This window comes from Nisaea denitrificans DSM 18348 (genome assembly GCF_000426505.1).
In the GTDB taxonomy this organism is placed as follows: domain Bacteria; phylum Pseudomonadota; class Alphaproteobacteria; order Thalassobaculales; family Thalassobaculaceae; genus Nisaea; species Nisaea denitrificans.
The window spans coordinates 224,078-241,121 of sequence record NZ_KE384532.1; the positions used below are offsets into that span (position 1 = coordinate 224,078).

At 63.9% G+C, this 17,044-nt stretch carries 12 protein-coding genes; 8 read left to right on the forward strand and 4 right to left on the reverse strand.

Features of this window, described 5'->3' with window-relative positions:
- Nucleotides 1–35: 35 nt before the first annotated feature.
- Nucleotides 36–458: a DUF2946 family protein gene (locus K328_RS0120920; RefSeq protein WP_028467628.1), complete on the reverse strand. Its 423-nt coding sequence runs from the start codon at nucleotides 456–458 to the stop codon at nucleotides 36–38.
- A gap of 70 nt (nucleotides 459–528) precedes the next feature.
- Between K328_RS0120920 and K328_RS0120925 the strand changes: the two genes are divergently transcribed.
- Both K328_RS0120925 and K328_RS0120930 read left to right on the forward strand, forming a co-directional pair.
- Nucleotides 529–1,923 carry a class I SAM-dependent RNA methyltransferase gene (locus K328_RS0120925; protein ID WP_028467629.1) on the forward strand — a complete coding sequence of 465 codons (1,395 nt, stop codon included), beginning with the start codon at nucleotides 529–531 and terminating at the stop codon, nucleotides 1,921–1,923.
- A gap of 5 nt (nucleotides 1,924–1,928) precedes the next feature.
- Nucleotides 1,929–2,165 (forward strand): ribbon-helix-helix domain-containing protein, encoded by a 237-nt coding sequence (locus K328_RS0120930; protein ID WP_028467630.1) that lies wholly within the window; start codon nucleotides 1,929–1,931, stop codon nucleotides 2,163–2,165.
- Here the strand turns inward: K328_RS0120930 and K328_RS0120935 are convergent.
- Nucleotides 2,151–5,738 (reverse strand): AsmA family protein, encoded by a 3,588-nt coding sequence (locus tag K328_RS0120935; protein ID WP_028467631.1) that lies wholly within the window; start codon nucleotides 5,736–5,738, stop codon nucleotides 2,151–2,153. The genes K328_RS0120930 and K328_RS0120935 overlap by 15 nt on opposite strands.
- A 229-nt stretch (nucleotides 5,739–5,967) precedes the next feature.
- On the opposite strand from K328_RS0120935, the gene K328_RS0120940 reads away from it, so the two are divergent.
- Nucleotides 5,968–6,705 (forward strand): sulfite exporter TauE/SafE family protein, encoded by a 738-nt coding sequence (locus K328_RS0120940; protein WP_281169444.1) that lies wholly within the window; start codon nucleotides 5,968–5,970, stop codon nucleotides 6,703–6,705.
- Between the two features lie 39 nt (nucleotides 6,706–6,744).
- Complete coding sequence (locus K328_RS0120945; protein ID WP_028467633.1) at nucleotides 6,745–7,029, forward strand: putative quinol monooxygenase; 285 nt, start codon at nucleotides 6,745–6,747, stop codon at nucleotides 7,027–7,029.
- 37 nt (nucleotides 7,030–7,066) lie between these two features.
- Here the strand turns inward: K328_RS0120945 and K328_RS0120950 are convergent, their stop codons facing one another.
- Nucleotides 7,067–7,927 (reverse strand): hypothetical protein, encoded by an 861-nt coding sequence (locus tag K328_RS0120950; protein ID WP_028467634.1) that lies wholly within the window; start codon nucleotides 7,925–7,927, stop codon nucleotides 7,067–7,069.
- Nucleotides 7,928–8,192: 265 nt separating this feature from the next.
- Between K328_RS0120950 and K328_RS0120955 the strand changes: the two genes are divergently transcribed.
- Both K328_RS0120955 and K328_RS25290 read left to right on the forward strand, forming a co-directional pair.
- Nucleotides 8,193–8,606, forward strand: a complete 414-nt coding sequence (locus K328_RS0120955; RefSeq protein WP_028467635.1) for a DUF350 domain-containing protein — start codon at nucleotides 8,193–8,195, stop codon at nucleotides 8,604–8,606.
- A gap of 5 nt (nucleotides 8,607–8,611) precedes the next feature.
- The gene (locus K328_RS25290) at nucleotides 8,612–9,478 is read left to right on the forward strand and encodes a S1 family peptidase (RefSeq protein ID WP_051285343.1); all 867 of its coding nucleotides are present in this window, start codon (nucleotides 8,612–8,614) and stop codon (nucleotides 9,476–9,478) included.
- A 39-nt stretch (nucleotides 9,479–9,517) separates the two neighbouring features.
- On the opposite strand, the gene K328_RS27115 is transcribed toward K328_RS25290, so the two are convergent.
- On the reverse strand, nucleotides 9,518–11,653 hold the full coding sequence (locus tag K328_RS27115; RefSeq protein ID WP_036555288.1) for a protoglobin domain-containing protein: 2,136 nt from the start codon (nucleotides 11,651–11,653) through the stop codon (nucleotides 9,518–9,520).
- 249 nt (nucleotides 11,654–11,902) lie between these two features.
- On the opposite strand from K328_RS27115, the gene K328_RS0120970 reads away from it, so the two are divergent.
- Together K328_RS0120970 and putA are read left to right on the forward strand one after the other, a co-directional pair.
- Nucleotides 11,903–13,060, forward strand: coding sequence for a PQQ-dependent sugar dehydrogenase (locus K328_RS0120970; protein WP_028467636.1), 1,158 nt, complete (start codon nucleotides 11,903–11,905; stop codon nucleotides 13,058–13,060).
- Between the two features lie 92 nt (nucleotides 13,061–13,152).
- Nucleotides 13,153–17,040, forward strand: coding sequence for a trifunctional transcriptional regulator/proline dehydrogenase/L-glutamate gamma-semialdehyde dehydrogenase (gene putA, locus K328_RS0120975; protein ID WP_028467637.1), 3,888 nt, complete (start codon nucleotides 13,153–13,155; stop codon nucleotides 17,038–17,040).
- Nucleotides 17,041–17,044 lie beyond the last annotated feature (4 nt).

Here is a 17,044-nt window from a genome sequence, read left to right on the forward strand (position 1 = left end):
AGTGACGCCGCTTGTCATCAAGATGAATTGAAAGCTCAGGCGGGAGGGGCCCGGGGATTGCGGAACCGGGTGAAACTCTGACGATCGGCCTGATACGGCCCGGTCGCGAGATGGCCCGCCGCGGAGATCCGCCCGGCCGTGTCCGGGTTGCCGGAGGGCAGTGTTGTGGCGGCCGCCACGCCGCAGAGCGTGCAAAGGCCGCAATCGGGCGCGTTTTCCTGCTGGCTGTCTTTCCGGCCGCCGGCAGCATCATCGATGGCGCCGAGGCAGAGTTCGGCGAGGTCCGCCGTGAGGCTGCCGGGAGGCGCCGCAGTGAGGGCGGCGGAGGCGCCGAGGGTGAACCCGGCCTGGGTCAAGAGGGCCAGAATGCCAAAAATAGCCGCAATCACCCGGCGCCGGGCATGGCTGTGTCCCGCCGGATTCCGCAGTTCGGTTGTTGTCAGCGTGGCATGTCGCATGTCATCACCATAGCAGGCGCCGCCGGAAGTGGTTAGGCGCCATACGTCGCATGCAGAAAGGGCGCGCTTTATGGGCCGAGGACGGCAGAGAAGCAAGCGGGGGAAGTCGGCACAACGGTCGGCACAACGGCCGGCACAACGTCGGGGATATCCAGCGAATACGCCGCTCCTCGAAGTCGTGGTCGAGCGGCTTGGCGGGCGCGGCGACGGGTTGGCCCAGGCAGAGATCAAGACCGGCTATGTCAGCGAGACCCGTCCGCTTTTCATTCCCTTTGCCCTGCCCGGCGAGCGGGTCCGGGTGCGCCCGGTGTCCGACCGTGGTGAAGGCGTGGCCTGCGATCTGATCGAGCTGGTGGACCCGGCTCCGGAGCGGGTCGATCCGGCCTGTGAGCATTTCATGATCTGCGGCGGTTGCGCCGTGCAACATCTGGAAACCGGCGCTTATCAGGCATGGAAGCGGGATCAGGTGACGCAATATCTTAGCCGCGCCGGCCTCGGATCGGTGCCGGTCGCGGCACTGCGGACCTGCGCGCCCGGCGCCCGGCGCAGGGCCGATTTCGTGCTCCGCATGACCGGCAAGAAACTGGTCGCCGGTTTCCATGAACGCGGCAGCAACCGGATTGTCGAGATCCGCGAATGTCCGGTCTTGCGGCCGGCCGTCTTCGCCCTGATGACGCCGCTGCGGCAGCTTTTCGCCGGTGTGCTGGAGTCCGGGCAATCCGTCGATTGCGTGGTGAACGAGCTGGATAACGGGCTTGATCTGCTGCTCCGCCTGCCGGACCATCCCGATCTCGATTTCCGCGAGCGGCTCGCGGCCTTCGCCGAAGAGCAGGATTTGACCCGGCTCTCTTATCATGCCGAGGGCGACACTTTGCCGGACCCGGTGCCGCTGGCCCAGCGCCGCACGCCGACGATCAAGTTCGGCCCGGTTTCCGTGGCGCCACCACCCGGCGCCTTTCTGCAGGCGACGGTGGATGGCGAAGCGGCGATCCAGGAGCTGGTCCGCGAAGGCACGGACGGCGCCCGCTCTGTGCTCGATCTTTATGCCGGATGCGGCACCCTGTGCCTTGCGCTGGACGGAACGGCGGAGCGGCTCGCGGTGGAAGGCGACGATAGTCTGCTCGCGGCGATCCGGTCTGGCGCCGATGCGGCCAGGCTCGGCGGCCGTGTCCGGACCGAGCGGCGCGACCTGACCCAGCGCCCCTTTGCCGGAAAGGAGCTCGGCAAGTTCGATGCTGTGGTGCTTGATCCGCCCCGCGCCGGTGCGCGGGAGCAGGCGGTCGCGCTGGCCGCATCGAAGGTGCAGCGGATCGTCTATGTGTCCTGCAATCCGGCGACTTTTGCCCGGGACGCGCGGACGCTGGTGGATGGCGGTTATGACTGCGTTGAAGTCACCCCGATCGACCAGTTTCTCTGGACGCCGCATATCGAGCTTGTTGCCCATTTCGTTCGGCGTGACGGGTGAACGGGATGCCGGATCCGGCCCGCATTCGAAAGCGAACCGTGACGGTCTCCGGCCATGTCACCTCAGTATCGCTGGAAGAGGCGTTCTGGGATGTGTTGAAGGAGATTGCCGCTGCCAGGGATCTCTCGATCAACGGTCTCGTCTCCGAGGTGGATGCAACGCGCAGCGGCAATCTTTCAAGTGCGCTGCGCGTGTTCGTTCTGTCTGAACTGCTGACCGGAAAACCGTCAGTTCCCGAGTAACCCTTTCAGCACGCCGCGCAGCGCCTTCTGCGGATCGATCTTCTCGACCGGTTGGCTCGGCGCGGAATCAGGCGTCGTTGTGGTTGTGCCGTCGCTGCTGCTGTCCGGGCTCTTGTTGAACTGCCTGAGAATGCCGCGTTCGATTACCCGCTGCAGGACGAAAGACTGCAGTTTGTTGGCGTCGAGGATCTGGCGCGGATTGTCGAGTGGCCCGGTGAGCCGCAGGCCGATGGGCGGCGAGTTCGGATGCTCGCTGAGCCAGAACTGGGTGCGGACATCCATTTCCTGCGGCGGCAGATTGACGACGGCGGTGCCGCGGCCCTCGGCGGCCTTCGACTTGAGCGAGATGTCTTCGGACTGGAGCACCCCGTTGGTGATCTTGTAGCTCGCGGTCAGGCTTTCGAACGGTGTCGTGCCGCCCTGCATGGCCCTTTGGGCCAGAACCAGGAAATCGACGGAGCGGTCGAGCTGCTTCAACTGCTCGCTCACCGCAGGCAGGTCGAAGCCTTCGACGCTGCCGTCGATCACCTTCACGGCGCCGCTGCCCTGCAATCCGGAAACCAGCGCGTATTCGCTGCGGCCTGTGGTGTTCAGGCTGGTTTCATAATCCAGAGTACCGGTGACCTGGGGCGCGCCGGTCGCAGCGGAGGCCGCGGCCTGTTTCACATCGGCGTTTTTGACCGCGAGGGTGAGGCCGGCCGATGGCGTGGCGCCGTGTTTCAGGGAGGCCGTGCCGTTCAGGGTTCCGCCGAACAGACCGGAGCTCAGGCGGGACACGGTCAATGCGCCATTCTCCAGCGCCGCCGCCAGGTCCACCTTGTCCAGCATATAGGCGCCGTAGAGAACCTTTTCCGCCTTCAGGCTGATATTCGCATCGGCGGCGAGCAGCCCCGATGTGTCGATCGACTCTCGCGACCATGTCCGGGAGCTGCTTTTCACCGGCACAACAGGGGCAACGCCGCCGGCGGGGGCGGCACTGCCCTTGGGTAGCCAGGGATCGATGGCGATGGTGCCTGATTCAGCGGCGAACGTCAGTTTCGGACGCGGTCCGGTCAGGGCGAGCGAGGCATCACCGGTCAGCGAGATCGGTCCAAGGCCGAGCCGCAGGCCGTTGATCTTCAGAGTATCGGTATTGCCTTCCAGGCGGCTCACCAGGGTTGCCGGACCAAGATCGCGCTTGGTCGGGGCGTAACCCGGCGAAAACCCGCGTATCAGGGCAACCACATCCGGGTGAGCATAGCGCGTGTCGAGTGCAAGCGCCGTCTGGTCGGGACCGGGAGCGATCGTCCCCTTCAGGCCAAGCTGGCCACCGCCGAGATCCATCGTCGCGTCGACGCCATAGGCACCGTCAGGCGCCGACATTACGGTCGCCGCAAGCGCCAGGGAGCCGAGCGTTATGTCCTTCGGGATCGCACCGGGAGACAGGGTTTCTGCGAGCTTGTCCACGCTCGGATGCTGCAGTTTGAGTGCCAGATCGACATTCAGCGGTTGCGCCAGCGGGTGCAGGATGCCTTTGACCGACGCCGTTGCGCCAGCTGCTTTTGCCGTCGCATCGATGGTCAGGGCCGACAGGTCGCCGAGGATGCTGCCATTCAATGTGGCGGCACCGATGCGCTGCAGCGTCTCGCTCGGCTCAATGCCGGCGAGGCGTGCCAGGCGGGTTACCGACTTGGCATCGATCTGGAACTCTAATTTCGTGTTCGGGTCCGATACGGCCCCGGCGAGCGAGCCGCTCAGAGTGACCTTCGCGCCGCCGAGGTCGGCGATGGCGAGCTTGCTGACGGAGAGCGCCCCGTTCTGGATGCGTGCCTCAAGCTGACCGCCAATGATCGGGGTCTTGCGCACCGTGATTTCGTCAAAGCCGATACGGATATTCGCATCGAAACTGTTCAGGGCAACCGCAGCCTGTTCCATCGGGGAGGGGCCGGACGAAGCGGGTTTGCCGGATGCGACGGGCGTTGTCTTTCCCGCCTGATCTTCCGGGGGCAGATAGGCATCCAGATTGATCTTGCCGAGATCCAGCGCCAGGCCGAATGCCGGACGTTCCCGCAGAAGCAGGGTAAGGCCGCCACGGACCCGGGTGTTGTCGAGATCCATGGTCCAGTCGGTCAGCTGGATCTGTTCCGGGCTTGCCGTAATGTTGGCGCCGAGGCTGCCCTTGCGCAGCCGGTCGGCGGCAATGGAGTCGATTTCGATATCGAGCCAGCCGAGCGTTCCGCGCAGATTGTCTGAAACGAAGTCGGCACGGCCGGTGAATTGCGGGCTGCCGCTTGCGCTTTTCAAGGTGCCGGAAAGGCTGAGGTCGGAGCCTCCGGGCATTTGCGCGCTGAACACTTTCAGCACTGCCGCCCCATGGGCGAGCGAGGCCTCGAGCCGAGGCTGGCGAATGACCCCGCCGCGATAATCGACGGCATCGGCTGTCAGAACCAGATCCGCATTGATCCCGGACGGGAGGGCGAAATTCGCAGTGGCTGTGTTTGTGGGGGCCGGTGTGGCGGCGGGTGTAGCTCCGCCAGCTTCTTTGCCGCTGTCCAGTGCTGCCAGCACGTCATCCAGCACGAACCGTTCCAGGGCCAGTCTCGCGTCGACGTCTATGCCGCCAGCGAGAAGGGCCGTTACGACACCTTTCGCGGAGAGTCCGCCCGCGCTCAGGGCAAGCTCATCGAGAACGGCGCGCTCAGCGGAGGCTTCCAGTTTCGCTGACAGCTTGAACGGTCCGGCCAGTGCGGCCGGAAGAGCGTCGGTGCCCGTGCCGAGCGGGGCCAGTGCCGCGCCGGCGGAGATCAGATCCTTGCCGGTGGCGCTGATGGTTCCCATCAGCCGTGGCATGTCGCCAAGCACGAGGGTGCCGCTATAGCTCAGTTCCGCCGCCTTGTTGCCGAGGGTGACGATGGTCTCCAGCGGTGTCGCGTGACCGGCGTCGATTGTGCCGGTCGCGGCGGACAGCGTGATCGGGACGTCCTTGTAGGTGAAATCGCCTGTCAGCTTGAAGGGGCCGTTCAGGCTGCTGGCACTGAGGGCGACATCCAGGTCGGCAACGCTATGTGTTTCTCCCGTTGCGTGATCGAAAAAGGAGATGCGGCCGTTCGCGATGGTAGCGCCATCGAGGCTGAAATCAATATCCCCTCCGCCGTCAGCGCTCGTGTTCCCGGCGGAGCCCGCCGTCTCTTCCGGCTTGCTGGCGGGGGTGCTGAATGTCCAGTTGTTGCGGCCGTCCGGAAACTGCTCAAGCGCGACAACCGGGTCTTTCAGGGTGACGGACGCGACCTTGACCTTGCCGCTCAGCAGCGGCGCGAGTGCGACATGGATTTGCAGCGCGCCCGCCGAAACGAAGGTGTCGGCGCTGCCGCCCTCGACATTTGCGAGCTTCAGCTTTTCAACCGACAGCCGGGGGGCCGGCAGCACCTGGAAACTGATATCGCCGTCAATTTCGAGCCGGCGGCCGGTCTGTTCCTCGACGGTCCGGGTGATCTCGGCCTTGTAGCTGTTCCAGTCGACAAAACTGGGCCCGACAAGGACAACAACGCCCAGAACGACAATCAGCGCCAGAACCGTGAGAACCAGTTTCTTCACAGTGGTCTCCAATTGGTGCCGTCCATGGGGAGACGGTGCCGGGTTGATGCAGAGTACGGTAGCAATATGCCCGCAATCGGATCCTCAATCTACATGGCGCGTGCTCTGGCACAAGTCACCAAAGCGACAGGGTGGCAGCGGGGCGGTGATGGGGTAAGCTGCGGCCGCTTTTGATGAATTCCTGCGTTGGGGGACGCCGTCCGTGATTGAAGCCTTATTGCCTGACTCCGTGCCGCTATGGGCGTGTATATCGCTGATCCTTTTCAGCTATGTGACGTCCGCTGTGACCGTGGCCTTCGGTCTTGGGGGAGGGGTCATGATGCTGGTTGCAATCGGCTCCGTGCTGCCGCCGCTGGCGGTGATCCCGGTACATGGCGTTGTCCAGTTCGGCTCCAATGCCGGGCGAGCCTTCGTGATGCGTGAGCACACGGAGCGGAAGCTCTTCTGGTTTTTTCTGATCGGGGCCCTTATCGGTGTCGCGCTTGCGGCGCAGATTGTCGTTTCCTTGCCGCAGGCGGCTCTGCAGGCGGTGCTGGCCTGCTTCATCCTTTACACGGTCTGGGGGCCTAAGCTGGGCAAGCACAAGGTGCCGGCGGCGGGCTTTGTCGGGGTCGGCGCAGTGACCAGTTTCGCCACGATGTTCGTTGGCGCGACCGGCCCGCTGCTGGCCGCCTTTCTGCCGCCTGATCGCTACGGCAAGATGGTCACGGTGGCGACCCACAGTGCCTGCATGACGGTGCAGCACGGTGTGAAGGTCGTCGCGTTCGGCATCGTCGGCTTCGCCTTTCCGGAATGGATCCCGTTGATCGTCGCCATGATCGCGACCGGATTCCTCGGCACGGCAACCGGCAAGAAAGTGCTGGAATGGATGCCCGAGCGTGCCTTTGCGATCGGATTCAAGACCGTTCTGACATTGCTGGCGGCGCGTCTGCTCTGGGTCGGTGTCAGCAGCCTGATCGGGTCCTGATCCGGACCGATCCACTTTGCCCTTGGAGGGACGAAAGCGATGTATGTCATCACCGTCGAATTTCATATCCGGCCGGCCATGGCGGCGGCGTTCAGGGAGGCAATGCTGGAGAATGCGGCGGCCTCGCTGAGGTTCGAGCCCGGATGCAATCAGTTCGATGTCTGCTTCGATCCGCAGGACCCGGCGCATTGCTTCCTTTATGAGCTCTATGACGACGAAGGGGCCTTCAAGGACCATCTCGCAAGCGACCATTTCAAGGCATTCGACGGTCGCGTCGCGCCGATGATCGAGCAAAAGAATGTGACTGTCTGGGAGCGTGCCTGAGTCTGACCGGCGATCGTCAGATCGAAACCGGCGGCGGCTATTCCGCCGGAACCGGTTCCGGGGAGATGCCTTCGACGCTCGCGGGCATTTCTGCTGAGCCTTCCACGTCGACGCCCTGCACCACCGCCGCAACAGCAGCCGTCAGCGGCATCGGGCGGACCACCGGATGCATCTTGATCGAGCGGATCTTCAGATCGTGGATCGCATCGCGCGGCACGTATTCCACGGCGATGCGGGCCAGTTGCCGCCGGAGCTGCGGCAGGCGGATTTGCCAGACCGCGCTATCGACCAGACGCTGGATCTCGGTCTGGCAATGCAGCGAGATCGCTTTGGATTTCTCGCGGATGACCTGGGCGCTGGCTGGGCCCGGCGCGGTGAAGATGACGTCGATCACGAATTTCTGGTCAAGCCCGCGATCACTTTCGAAATAAACCTCGATCGGCGGCGTCAGCCGTACCGGCTCGATCCGGATATACCGGTTCGGGTCGTGGCTGACGATCGGCTCGAAATGCAGCACGCTCATCATCGCCGTGATCAGGCACGTGCCCATCGTGATGAAGCCGAACAGATGTGCCCAGGGCATATGGTCGAGGGTGACCGGGGTCATCGGGTAGGTCACCAGACGGTGGTAATAGTCCGGATCGACCCGCCAGTTGAAGATGTTGATGTGGAGCAGGAACGAGAAATCGCCCCAGTCATTCAGGGTCGGGCCAATGCCGAGGATGGCCGCGTTGTACAGGGCGACAACGAGACCAGTCAGAAAGATCATTCCGAGGGCGGAGGCCAGCCCGGCGCACAGGTGCCACTTCATCCAGTATGCTGCAACCTCGACACGATAGCGGTGCATGACGCGCGCTTCACGTTCGGCTTGCTCGTCAAGGATGAGATAGCGTGGCATTAGCGGAAATCGTTTCCTTTTGAAGGCGTTTTTAAAATTTAGATTCTGATCTTAAACCATTTTTGATCAATTGACTTAAAATATCAAACCAGACCTATGATTGTCCAGCGGCACGTTTATTATAAACTGAAGTTACGATGAATATCCTTAAAATTTCGAATATTTAGTGGCGCCCACGCCCGGTCTGACGCATATGTCGTGTCTGTAGGGGGGATGCTTGGGTTGCCGCATTCCCGGCGGGGTTGTTTTAAGGTGAGGTGCGAAAATGTCCGGTGTCTTCAGCAGTCTGATGGCTGGTCTTCCGTATCTGGTTGCGCATTTCGCGGCGAGCTTGGGCATGCTTCTGATCGGAACCCTGATCTATATGCGGATCACGGCACATGACGAGCTGAAGCTGATCCGGGAGGGTAACGCAGCCGCCGCGCTGTCGCTTGCCGGCGCCATACTCGGCCTGGCGATCCCGCTGGCTTTCTGTCTGGCCGCCAGCGTCAGCCTTGTCGACATCCTGATCTGGGGTACGGTGACTCTGGTGATCCAGATCCTAGTCTTCAGGGTGACGGATCTTGCCATACGCAATCTTTCCACGCGCATTGAAGAAGGCGAGATCGGGGCCGCAACGCTCCTTGTCTCGATCAAGCTCTCGGTTGCTGCCCTTAATGCGGCGGCTGTTTCGGGCTAGCGGCTATGCGCTCTCTTCCGCCTGAGAAACTGGGAATACTCGGCGCCGTGGCAGCTATTGTGCTGGCCGGGTTGTTCGAGTGGGGCGGGGATCTCATGCAGCCGGCACCGGAAGCTTTTCCTAAGCGCTCCGTATATGCAGCGCCGCCGGTTCGGGATCTGCCGGCGGGCCGGACGCCGCGCCGGCCTCTGCCGCCACCGAGCCTGTACGATATAAAGCTGAGGATCGAAGAGCGCGAAAAGATCGGTAGCGGCGTTGGTACAGCGTTCGTTGTATCGCCGGATTACTGGCTGACCGCGCGGCATGTCGTCGAGGGATGTGACCGGTTGGGGTTTGTCGTCGACCGGCAGCATGTGGTGCCTATCAGGGGTGATGCGGTGTTGCATCCGGATGCTGACATCGCGCTTGTCCGCGCTGATGCCGGGCGGTCACCAGCGCTCTCTCTTGGTCCGCTGCCGGATATCGGCGATGTCGGATACCATTATGGTTTTCCCGGAACCGGGAAGGGGCGTGTTTCCTCTGCGCTGCTTGGGCGCGGTGAGCTTCATGGAAAGTCGTTGCGCGGCATAGGTCGTCTTGTTTTGGTCTGGGCCGAAACCGGGCGTGAAGGTGTGGCACCGGGCAGCCTCGGCGGAATCAGCGGTGGGCCAACGCTGGATGCATCGGGGCGTCTGGTCGGCATCGCCATAGCCTCGAACACAAGGCGCGGGCGTGTCTCAACGGTTGCGCCGCGCACGATCCAGCAGATGCTGAACAGCGGAAAAGTTCCGGTTCAGGAAGCCAAGCAGGCCGGGTGGGCCGGGGCCCCGTCCTTCTCCGAGCTGGAGCAGATCGGGACCGTCCGGCAGCTCTATTGCAAGGTGGGCAGCTAACCGGGCGGTATGCCGGTTAGCGCCATTGACCGGGCGTGCTCAGGGAACGAAGGCGCAGCGCATGTTGCCCCAATGGCGTCCGGAAAGCGTGATTGGCGCATCGATTTCCTTCAGCAGCACTTTCTTTCCGCCGCCCATATCCCGGACATAGGTCTGCAGCTGATGCGGCTCCTTGTTGCCCGCTGCAAGCAAGCCCGCCCGGTCGTCGAAGATCCGCCGGTTGCGGCAGTTCGCGGCGTTCCAGACCGGATCGTCCGGGCGTTGCGGCTGCGAGACCGCGGCGTTGTGCGTGCCGATATAGCCGTTCCTGTCGGTAGCGCAGAGCAGCCGGATGCGGTCGTCCCGGTCCTTGTGGTGCTCCTGTATGGGCATCAGCAACTCGTCGGTCAGATCGACGAACCTGGTTGAATATTGCGGCGGGTTGGTGCCCGGCATTGCCGCGTACTGACTGTCGAACATGTCCTCGATGGAAATCCGGCCCGCGCTGATGGCGGCGGCGAGGGCGTTCTCGGCTTCGCTCGCGGCTGTCACGCAGATGTCCCGGAAAACGTCGTTTTCGCCCATGGCCTGCTCGATCATGGCGCCGACCATTTCGGCCGCCATGGCGTCGATATCCTCGAACGCGGCATGGATACCGAGAGACGTGGCGGCAACGACGCGGGCCGGAATGCGGACCCCGTTGGCGAGGGTAACGCTGCCGAGCGTTGCCGGCTCTGCGGTTTCCTGCCCGTCGCACAGCAGCAGGGCGCCGCGTGGCGAGAGATCGGCGATGAAGCCCTCTGTATTGATGGCGCCGAACTGGATCGTCCCGTTGATCACGGTCGGGATCCGATCGCTGCCCCGGCGGTTCGCGTCCTCTCCCGCCCGCACGACGATGCCGAGGCGGCGTTTCATGTCGCTCACATTCGTGCTGACATTTTTGGCCAGCGTCTCGATCGCGGTCGCCGACTGGCTGGTGCGTTCCGCATGCTCGGCCACCCTGGCGATGGAGGCGGCAACCTGGCCGGTCATTTCCGATGCCTCGTTCGAGGAGCGTCCGATCTCGCCGGTCGCGGCCAATTGCTCCTCGACGGCGGAAGCGACCCCGGAAGAGATGCCGTTTACGTCCGCGATTTTTGCAGCGATACCCGTAATGGCCTCGACCGAGGATCGGGTTGCCGTTTGCACACCGGCGGTATGCTGGCTGACCTCCTGGATGGCGTTTTCGGTCTGCTGTGCCAGCGATTTTACCTCGGAGGCGACGACCGCGAAGCCTTTCCCGGCCTCCCCGGCGCGGGCGGCCTCGATTGTCGCGTTCAGGGCAAGCAGCTTCGTCTGTGCGGCGATGGAGTTGATCAGGCCGACGACGGAGCTGATGTTTTTCGTGGCTTCTTCCAGCGCCGCGACCCGCTCACGCGCGCCCTCGGCACTGTCGGTCGCTTCTGCCGTCAGCCGCGCGGAGTCCGAGACTTGCGTGGCGATTTCCTGGCTTGAGGCGCTGAGCTCTTCGGTCGCTGCGGCGACGGAGTTCACGTTGCCCGCGGTGATGTCGGTCGCGCCGCGCACTTCGTTGATCAGCGTCGCCATCTCGGTGGCGGCGATGGCCAGGCCGTTTGTCAGCTCGGCAACCCGACCGGCCTGCAGCATGACCTCTTCCACGGTCTGATCTATCTCGCGTTCAAGGGTGTCGGCGAGGTTGAGGACCTGATGCTTGAGTTTTTCTGCCTCATCAGACGATCCGGCGGCACCTTGCGCAAGATCCATGTCCAGCGCGACGGCCTTTGCCACGGCGCTGCAATACCGCACCGTATCGTCGGCACGTTTGTGCTTGCGGGCGATAAGGCTGAAAAGGCGTGGCTGGATGAAGGCGGCTGCGGCGGTATGCCAGCGCTGGCCGAGGCCGATCCCGGTATGAAGCTCGCCGATCTCTCGGGAGCGCGCGAGATAATCGTCGTTGAAGCCGTCATTGAAGAGCGATTCCCAGAACCGGCTCTGCGCCTGCTTGAGGGTGTCAGTGTCCGGGCCCTGTTCCAGGTTTGCGGCGATTTCCGGGTCGGAGGCGATATGGCGGTAGAATTGATCCAGGATGGACGGCAGCCCCTTTTCGACAAGAGGCCAGGTTTGCTTGAGGGCCAGCAGGGCCCCTTGATCGATTTCGTTAAATGCCTGCCGCGAGGTTTCAGTCTGTTCCGCCATGGGTTGTTTCCCCCTTGTTATTCTGGTTGGCCGTTGATCCAGCCTTGCCCCAAATATTTTTGACTTTCCTCAGTCTGAGATTGATTTTGTTAATAGTACAATAATGTTCAGGACATTTTCGGAAATTTGTTCGTAGCTCCCGGAATCTCCTGTGTGGCCTCGCGTTCCTGTAACCCGCTTCCTGGCCTTCCCCTTGCTGGAAGGCGTTGCGGCGCCATCTAGATGTCAGGTGACCGAACGGAGGAAGTCATGGGATTGGATCTGTGCTCTCGATTGTTGCGGGTGTCGTCGCGGCTTGCCGCAAATGCTCTCCTTTTCGGTGTGGCGGCCTGCGCGGCAGGTGCCGATGTGCCACAGGTCGAGCGGTCCGATGTCCATGATTTCCGGGTGACGCAGCTTGCTGGCGGCCTGGACCATCCCTGGGGTCTGGCCTTCCTGCCGGACGGCCGCATTCTCGTCACCGAGCGGGAAGGGGCGTTGCGGATCGTCGGGCCGGACGGGCTGGAGCCGGTGCCGGTGCGCGGCACGCCGAAGGTTTATGCCTCGGGCCAGGGAGGATTGCTCGACGTGGTGCTGCACCCGGACTTCAGCGAAAACCGGCTGGTCTATCTGTCCTTTGCCGGGCGGGGCGACGGCGGTGCCGGAACGGAAGTCGCGCGGGGACGGCTGGTGGATGATGCCCTTGTCGACCTCGACGTGATCTTCCGGCAGACGCCGAAGGTCGGTGGCGGCAGGCATTTCGGCTCACGGCTGGTATTTGCGCCGGACGGCACGCTGTTCGTCAGCATGGGCGACCGGGGCAGTTACATGAGCGAGGCGCAGAACCTCGGCACGCATATCGGAACCATTGCCCGGATCGAGGATGACGGCTCGGTGCCGCCTGACAATCCGTTCGTCGGCCGGTCGGGTGCGCTGCCGGAGATCTATTCCTACGGGCACCGGAACGTACAGGGCATGGCGCTGCGGCCGGGCACTTCGACCATTTGGGCGCAGGAGCATGGGCCGCGCGGCGGTGACGAGGTGAATATCCTCCGTCCCGGCCGGAATTACGGCTGGCCCGCGATCACCTACGGTATCGATTACAGCGGCGCGATTATCTCGGACAAGACCGCGATGCCGGGCATGGAGCAACCGGTGGTCTACTGGGTGCCGTCCATCGCGCCGAGCGGGATGGAATTCTATGACGGCGACAAATTTCCGAACTGGCGCGGCAATCTCTTCGTCGGCGCGCTGGCGCACATGCATCTGCGCCGGTTGGTGCTCGATGGCGACAGGGTGACGGAGCAGGAAGTGCTGCTTGAGGGGCTGGAGGAGCGCATCCGTGCGGTGAAGCAGGGACCGGATGGTTATCTCTATGTTCTGACGGACAGCTCCGCAGGCGATCTGCTGCGTCTGGAGCCGATGTAATCGGCTCGGGTTACCCTTTGAAAGAATCAGGTTGCACCTGTGTGGTGTTGTTGGTGTAACCTTCGCCTTCGGATCGATCCAGGGGGGCGGTAATGGCGGCGCAGACCATAGGCGTGAAAGTCAGCGAGGACTTGCGGGCGCGGCTGAAGACCGCCGCCGACAGGATCGGTCGCACGCCGCACTGGCTGGTGAAGCAGTCTCTCGTCGGCGCCATCGAGCGGATCGAGCGGGGAGAGCCGCTGGACGGTTATCTCGCGGGCAACGCGGATCTCGAGTTCGATGAAAACATGCCTGCCGGCGAACAGCTCCCCCGGCCGTTTCTGGAATTCGCCCAGGGTGTGCAGGCCCAGAGCGTGTTGCGGGCCCGAATCACGGCGGCCTATCGCAAGCCGGAGATGGAATGCCTGCCCTATCTGATCTCCGAGGCATCCCTGACGCCCGCCAGGCAGCAGGCGGCGGCAAGCCTGGCCCGAACCCTGGTGGAAGAGCTGCGCGAGAAGAGCGTGCGCGGCGGCGTCGAAGGCCTGATCCACGAATATGATCTTTCCAGCCAGGAAGGCGTCGCGCTGATGTGCCTCGCCGAGGCGCTGCTCCGGATCCCCGACCGGCAGACCCGCGACGCGCTGATCCGCGACAAGATCTCGAACGGCGACTGGAAATCCCATCTCGGCCATTCCCCGTCCATGTTCGTGAATGCCGCGACATGGGGGCTTGTGGTTACCGGCCGTCTGACCGCGACCCAGAGCGAGGACAGCATGGGCGCGGCCCTGACCAAGATGATCGGGCGCGGTGGCGAGCCGCTGATCCGCAGCGGCGTCGACGTCGCCATGCGGATGATGGGGGAGCAGTTCGTCACCGGGCAGACCATCTCCGAGGCGCTGGCCAACAGCCGGTCCATGGAGAAGAAGGGTTTTCGCTACTCCTACGACATGCTGGGCGAGGCGGCGACGACGGCCGAGGACGCCGCCCGCTATCTGAAGGAATACGAGCAGGCGATCCACGCCATCGGCAAGGCATCGAAGGGCCGAGGGATATACGAAGGTCCCGGCATCTCGATCAAGCTCTCCGCCCTGCATCCGCGCTATTGGCGGATGAAGCAGGACCGGGTGATGGAGGAGCTGCTGCCGATCCTGAAGAAGCTGGCCCTGCTCGCCCGTTCCTACGATATCGGCCTCAATATCGATGCCGAGGAGATGGACCGGCTGGAGCTTTCCCTCGACCTGCTGGAAGCGGTCTGCTTCGATCCGGATCTGGCTGACTGGAACGGCATCGGCTTCGTGGTGCAGGCCTATTCCAAGCGCTGCCCCTTCGTACTCGACTACCTGATCGACCTGGCCCGGCGCAGCGGCCACCGGCTGATGATCCGGCTGGTGAAGGGCGCCTATTGGGACAGCGAGATCAAGCGCGCGCAGGTGGACGGTCTGGAGGACTTCCCGGTCTTCACCCGGAAGATTCACACCGATGTCTCCTACCTTGCCTGCGCCAAGAAGCTGCTGGCGGCGCCGGACGCAGTCTATCCGCAATTCGCCACCCATAATGCCCAGAGCCTCGCCGCAATCATGCAGATGGCCGGGCCGAACTATTATGCCGGGCAGTACGAATTCCAGTGCCTGCATGGCATGGGCGAGCCGCTTTATGAGGAAGTCGTCGGGCGGGACAAGCTGAACCGGCCCTGCCGGGTTTATGCCCCGGTCGGCAGCCACGAGACGCTGCTCGCCTATCTGGTTCGGCGTCTGCTGGAGAATGGCGCCAACACTTCCTTCGTGAACCGGATTGCCGATCCGGCCTTTTCAATCGACGATCTGATCGCCGATCCGGTGGCGGAGGCCCTAAAGGTCGAGCCGGTCGGCGCACCGCATCCGAAGATCAGCGCGCCGCGCACGCTCTACGGACCGGAACGGCCGAACGCGCAGGGTCTGGATCTGTCGAACGAACACCGGCTCGCCTCACTCTCCGCCGCGTTGTTGTCCAGCGCAGAGACCTTCTGGCAATCGGCACCGACGGTGGAAGGCGCCGCCGAGACCGGCCCGGTGCGCGAAGTGCGCAATCCGTCCGATCGTCGTGATCTGGTCGGTACCGTGCGCGATGCGGACGAGGCTGTGATCGACAAGGCGTTCGAGATCGCCGAGGCAGCGGCGCCGGTCTGGGCGGCGACGGAGCCTGCGGAGCGTGCCGCCCTGCTGATGCGTGCCGCCGATCTGATGGAAGCCCGCATGCCGGTGCTGATGGGCATCTGCGTGCGTGAAGCTGGCAAGACCATGGCCAATGCCATCGCAGAGGTGCGCGAGGCCGTCGACTTCCTGCGCTACTACGCGATGGAGGTGGAGACGAAATTCAACATGGACAGCCACCGTCCGCTCGGGCCCGTGGTCTGTATCAGCCCGTGGAACTTCCCGCTGGCGATCTTCACCGGCCAGATGTCGGCGGCATTGGCTGCGGGTAACCCGGTGCTGGCGAAACCGGCGGAGGAAAGCCCGCTGATCGCCGCCGAGGCGGTCCGGCTGATGCATGAGGCCGGAATTCCGAAGGATGCGTTGCAGCTGGTTCCGGGCGCGGGCGAGGTTGGCGCGGCGCTGGTTGCTGACAGCCGCGTGCGCGGTGTCATGTTCACCGGCTCGACCGAAGTCGCGCGGCTGATCCAGGCGGGTCTCGCCGGGCGTCTCGCGCCGGACGGCACGCAGATCCCGCTGATCGCGGAGACGGGCGGCCAGAACGCCCTCATCGTTGACAGCTCGGCCCTGCCGGAACAGGTCGTCGCCGATGTCATCATGTCCGCTTTCGACAGTGCCGGTCAGCGCTGCTCGGCCCTGCGCGTGCTCTGCCTGCAGGAAGACGTTGCCGACCGCATGCTGGAGATGCTGAAAGGCGCCATGCACGAGCTGGCCATCGGTAACCCGGACCGGCTTTCTACCGATGTCGGCCCGGTCATCACGGCGGAAGCGCAGGCGGGTATCCGGACGCATATCGAGACCATGCGGGAGCGTGGCAACAAGGTGGAGCAACTGGATCTGCCCGCCGACACAAGACACGGCACCTTCATCCCGCCGACCCTGATCGAGATTGGCAGTCTCGCCGAGCTGGAGCGGGAAGTGTTCGGCCCGGTCCTGCATGTTGTCCGCTTCAAGCGGAACAGGCTGGATGCGCTGGTGGACGATATCAACGCCACCGGTTACGGCCTGACCTTCGGGGTGCATTCACGGATCGACGAGACCATCGACCGGGTGGCCCGCCGGATCGGTGTCGGCAATGTCTATGTGAACCGCAATATCATCGGCGCCATCGTCGGCGTGCAGCCGTTCGGCGGACGGGGCCTTTCCGGCACCGGCCCGAAAGCGGGCGGCCCGCTCTATCTCACCCGTCTTCTGGCCCGCCGCCCCTTCACGTCGGCCATCTCGGACCGGGCGCCGGATGTCGGCCCGGAGCCGGCGCACCAGCTCGAAGCCTGGCTGCGCGAGGCTGGCCGGACGAAGGAAGCGGAGATGACGGCGGCCTATATCGCCCGCTCGCCGCTTGGCACCGATCTCGACCTGCCGGGGCCGGTCGGGGAGCGGAACCGCTATCTGGTGCATCCGAAAGGCCGTATCGCGGCCATTGCGCCGGGCGAGGCCGGTTTGCTGCGGCAGATCTCCGCCATTCTCGCGGCGGGGGACGAGGTCGTCTTGCAGGAAAGCGATGCGGCCAGCGCGTTGGTCGGCAGCTTGCCCGCCGATCTGAAGGACCGGGTGCACCTGACCCCGGACTGGCACGCCGAGACCGATCTGGCCGCCGTGCTGTTCGAGGGCGACGCGGATGCGCTGATCACTGTGCAGAAGCAGGCGGCGGACCGGGACGGCCCGCTGGTCGGCGTGCAGGGCGTGTCATCCGCAGGACTCGCATCCGGCCGGGAGGATTACTGCCTCGACTGGCTGGTCGAGGAGCAATCCATCAGCATCAACACGGCGGCGGCCGGCGGCAATGCCAGTCTGATGTCGATCGGCTAGGGCA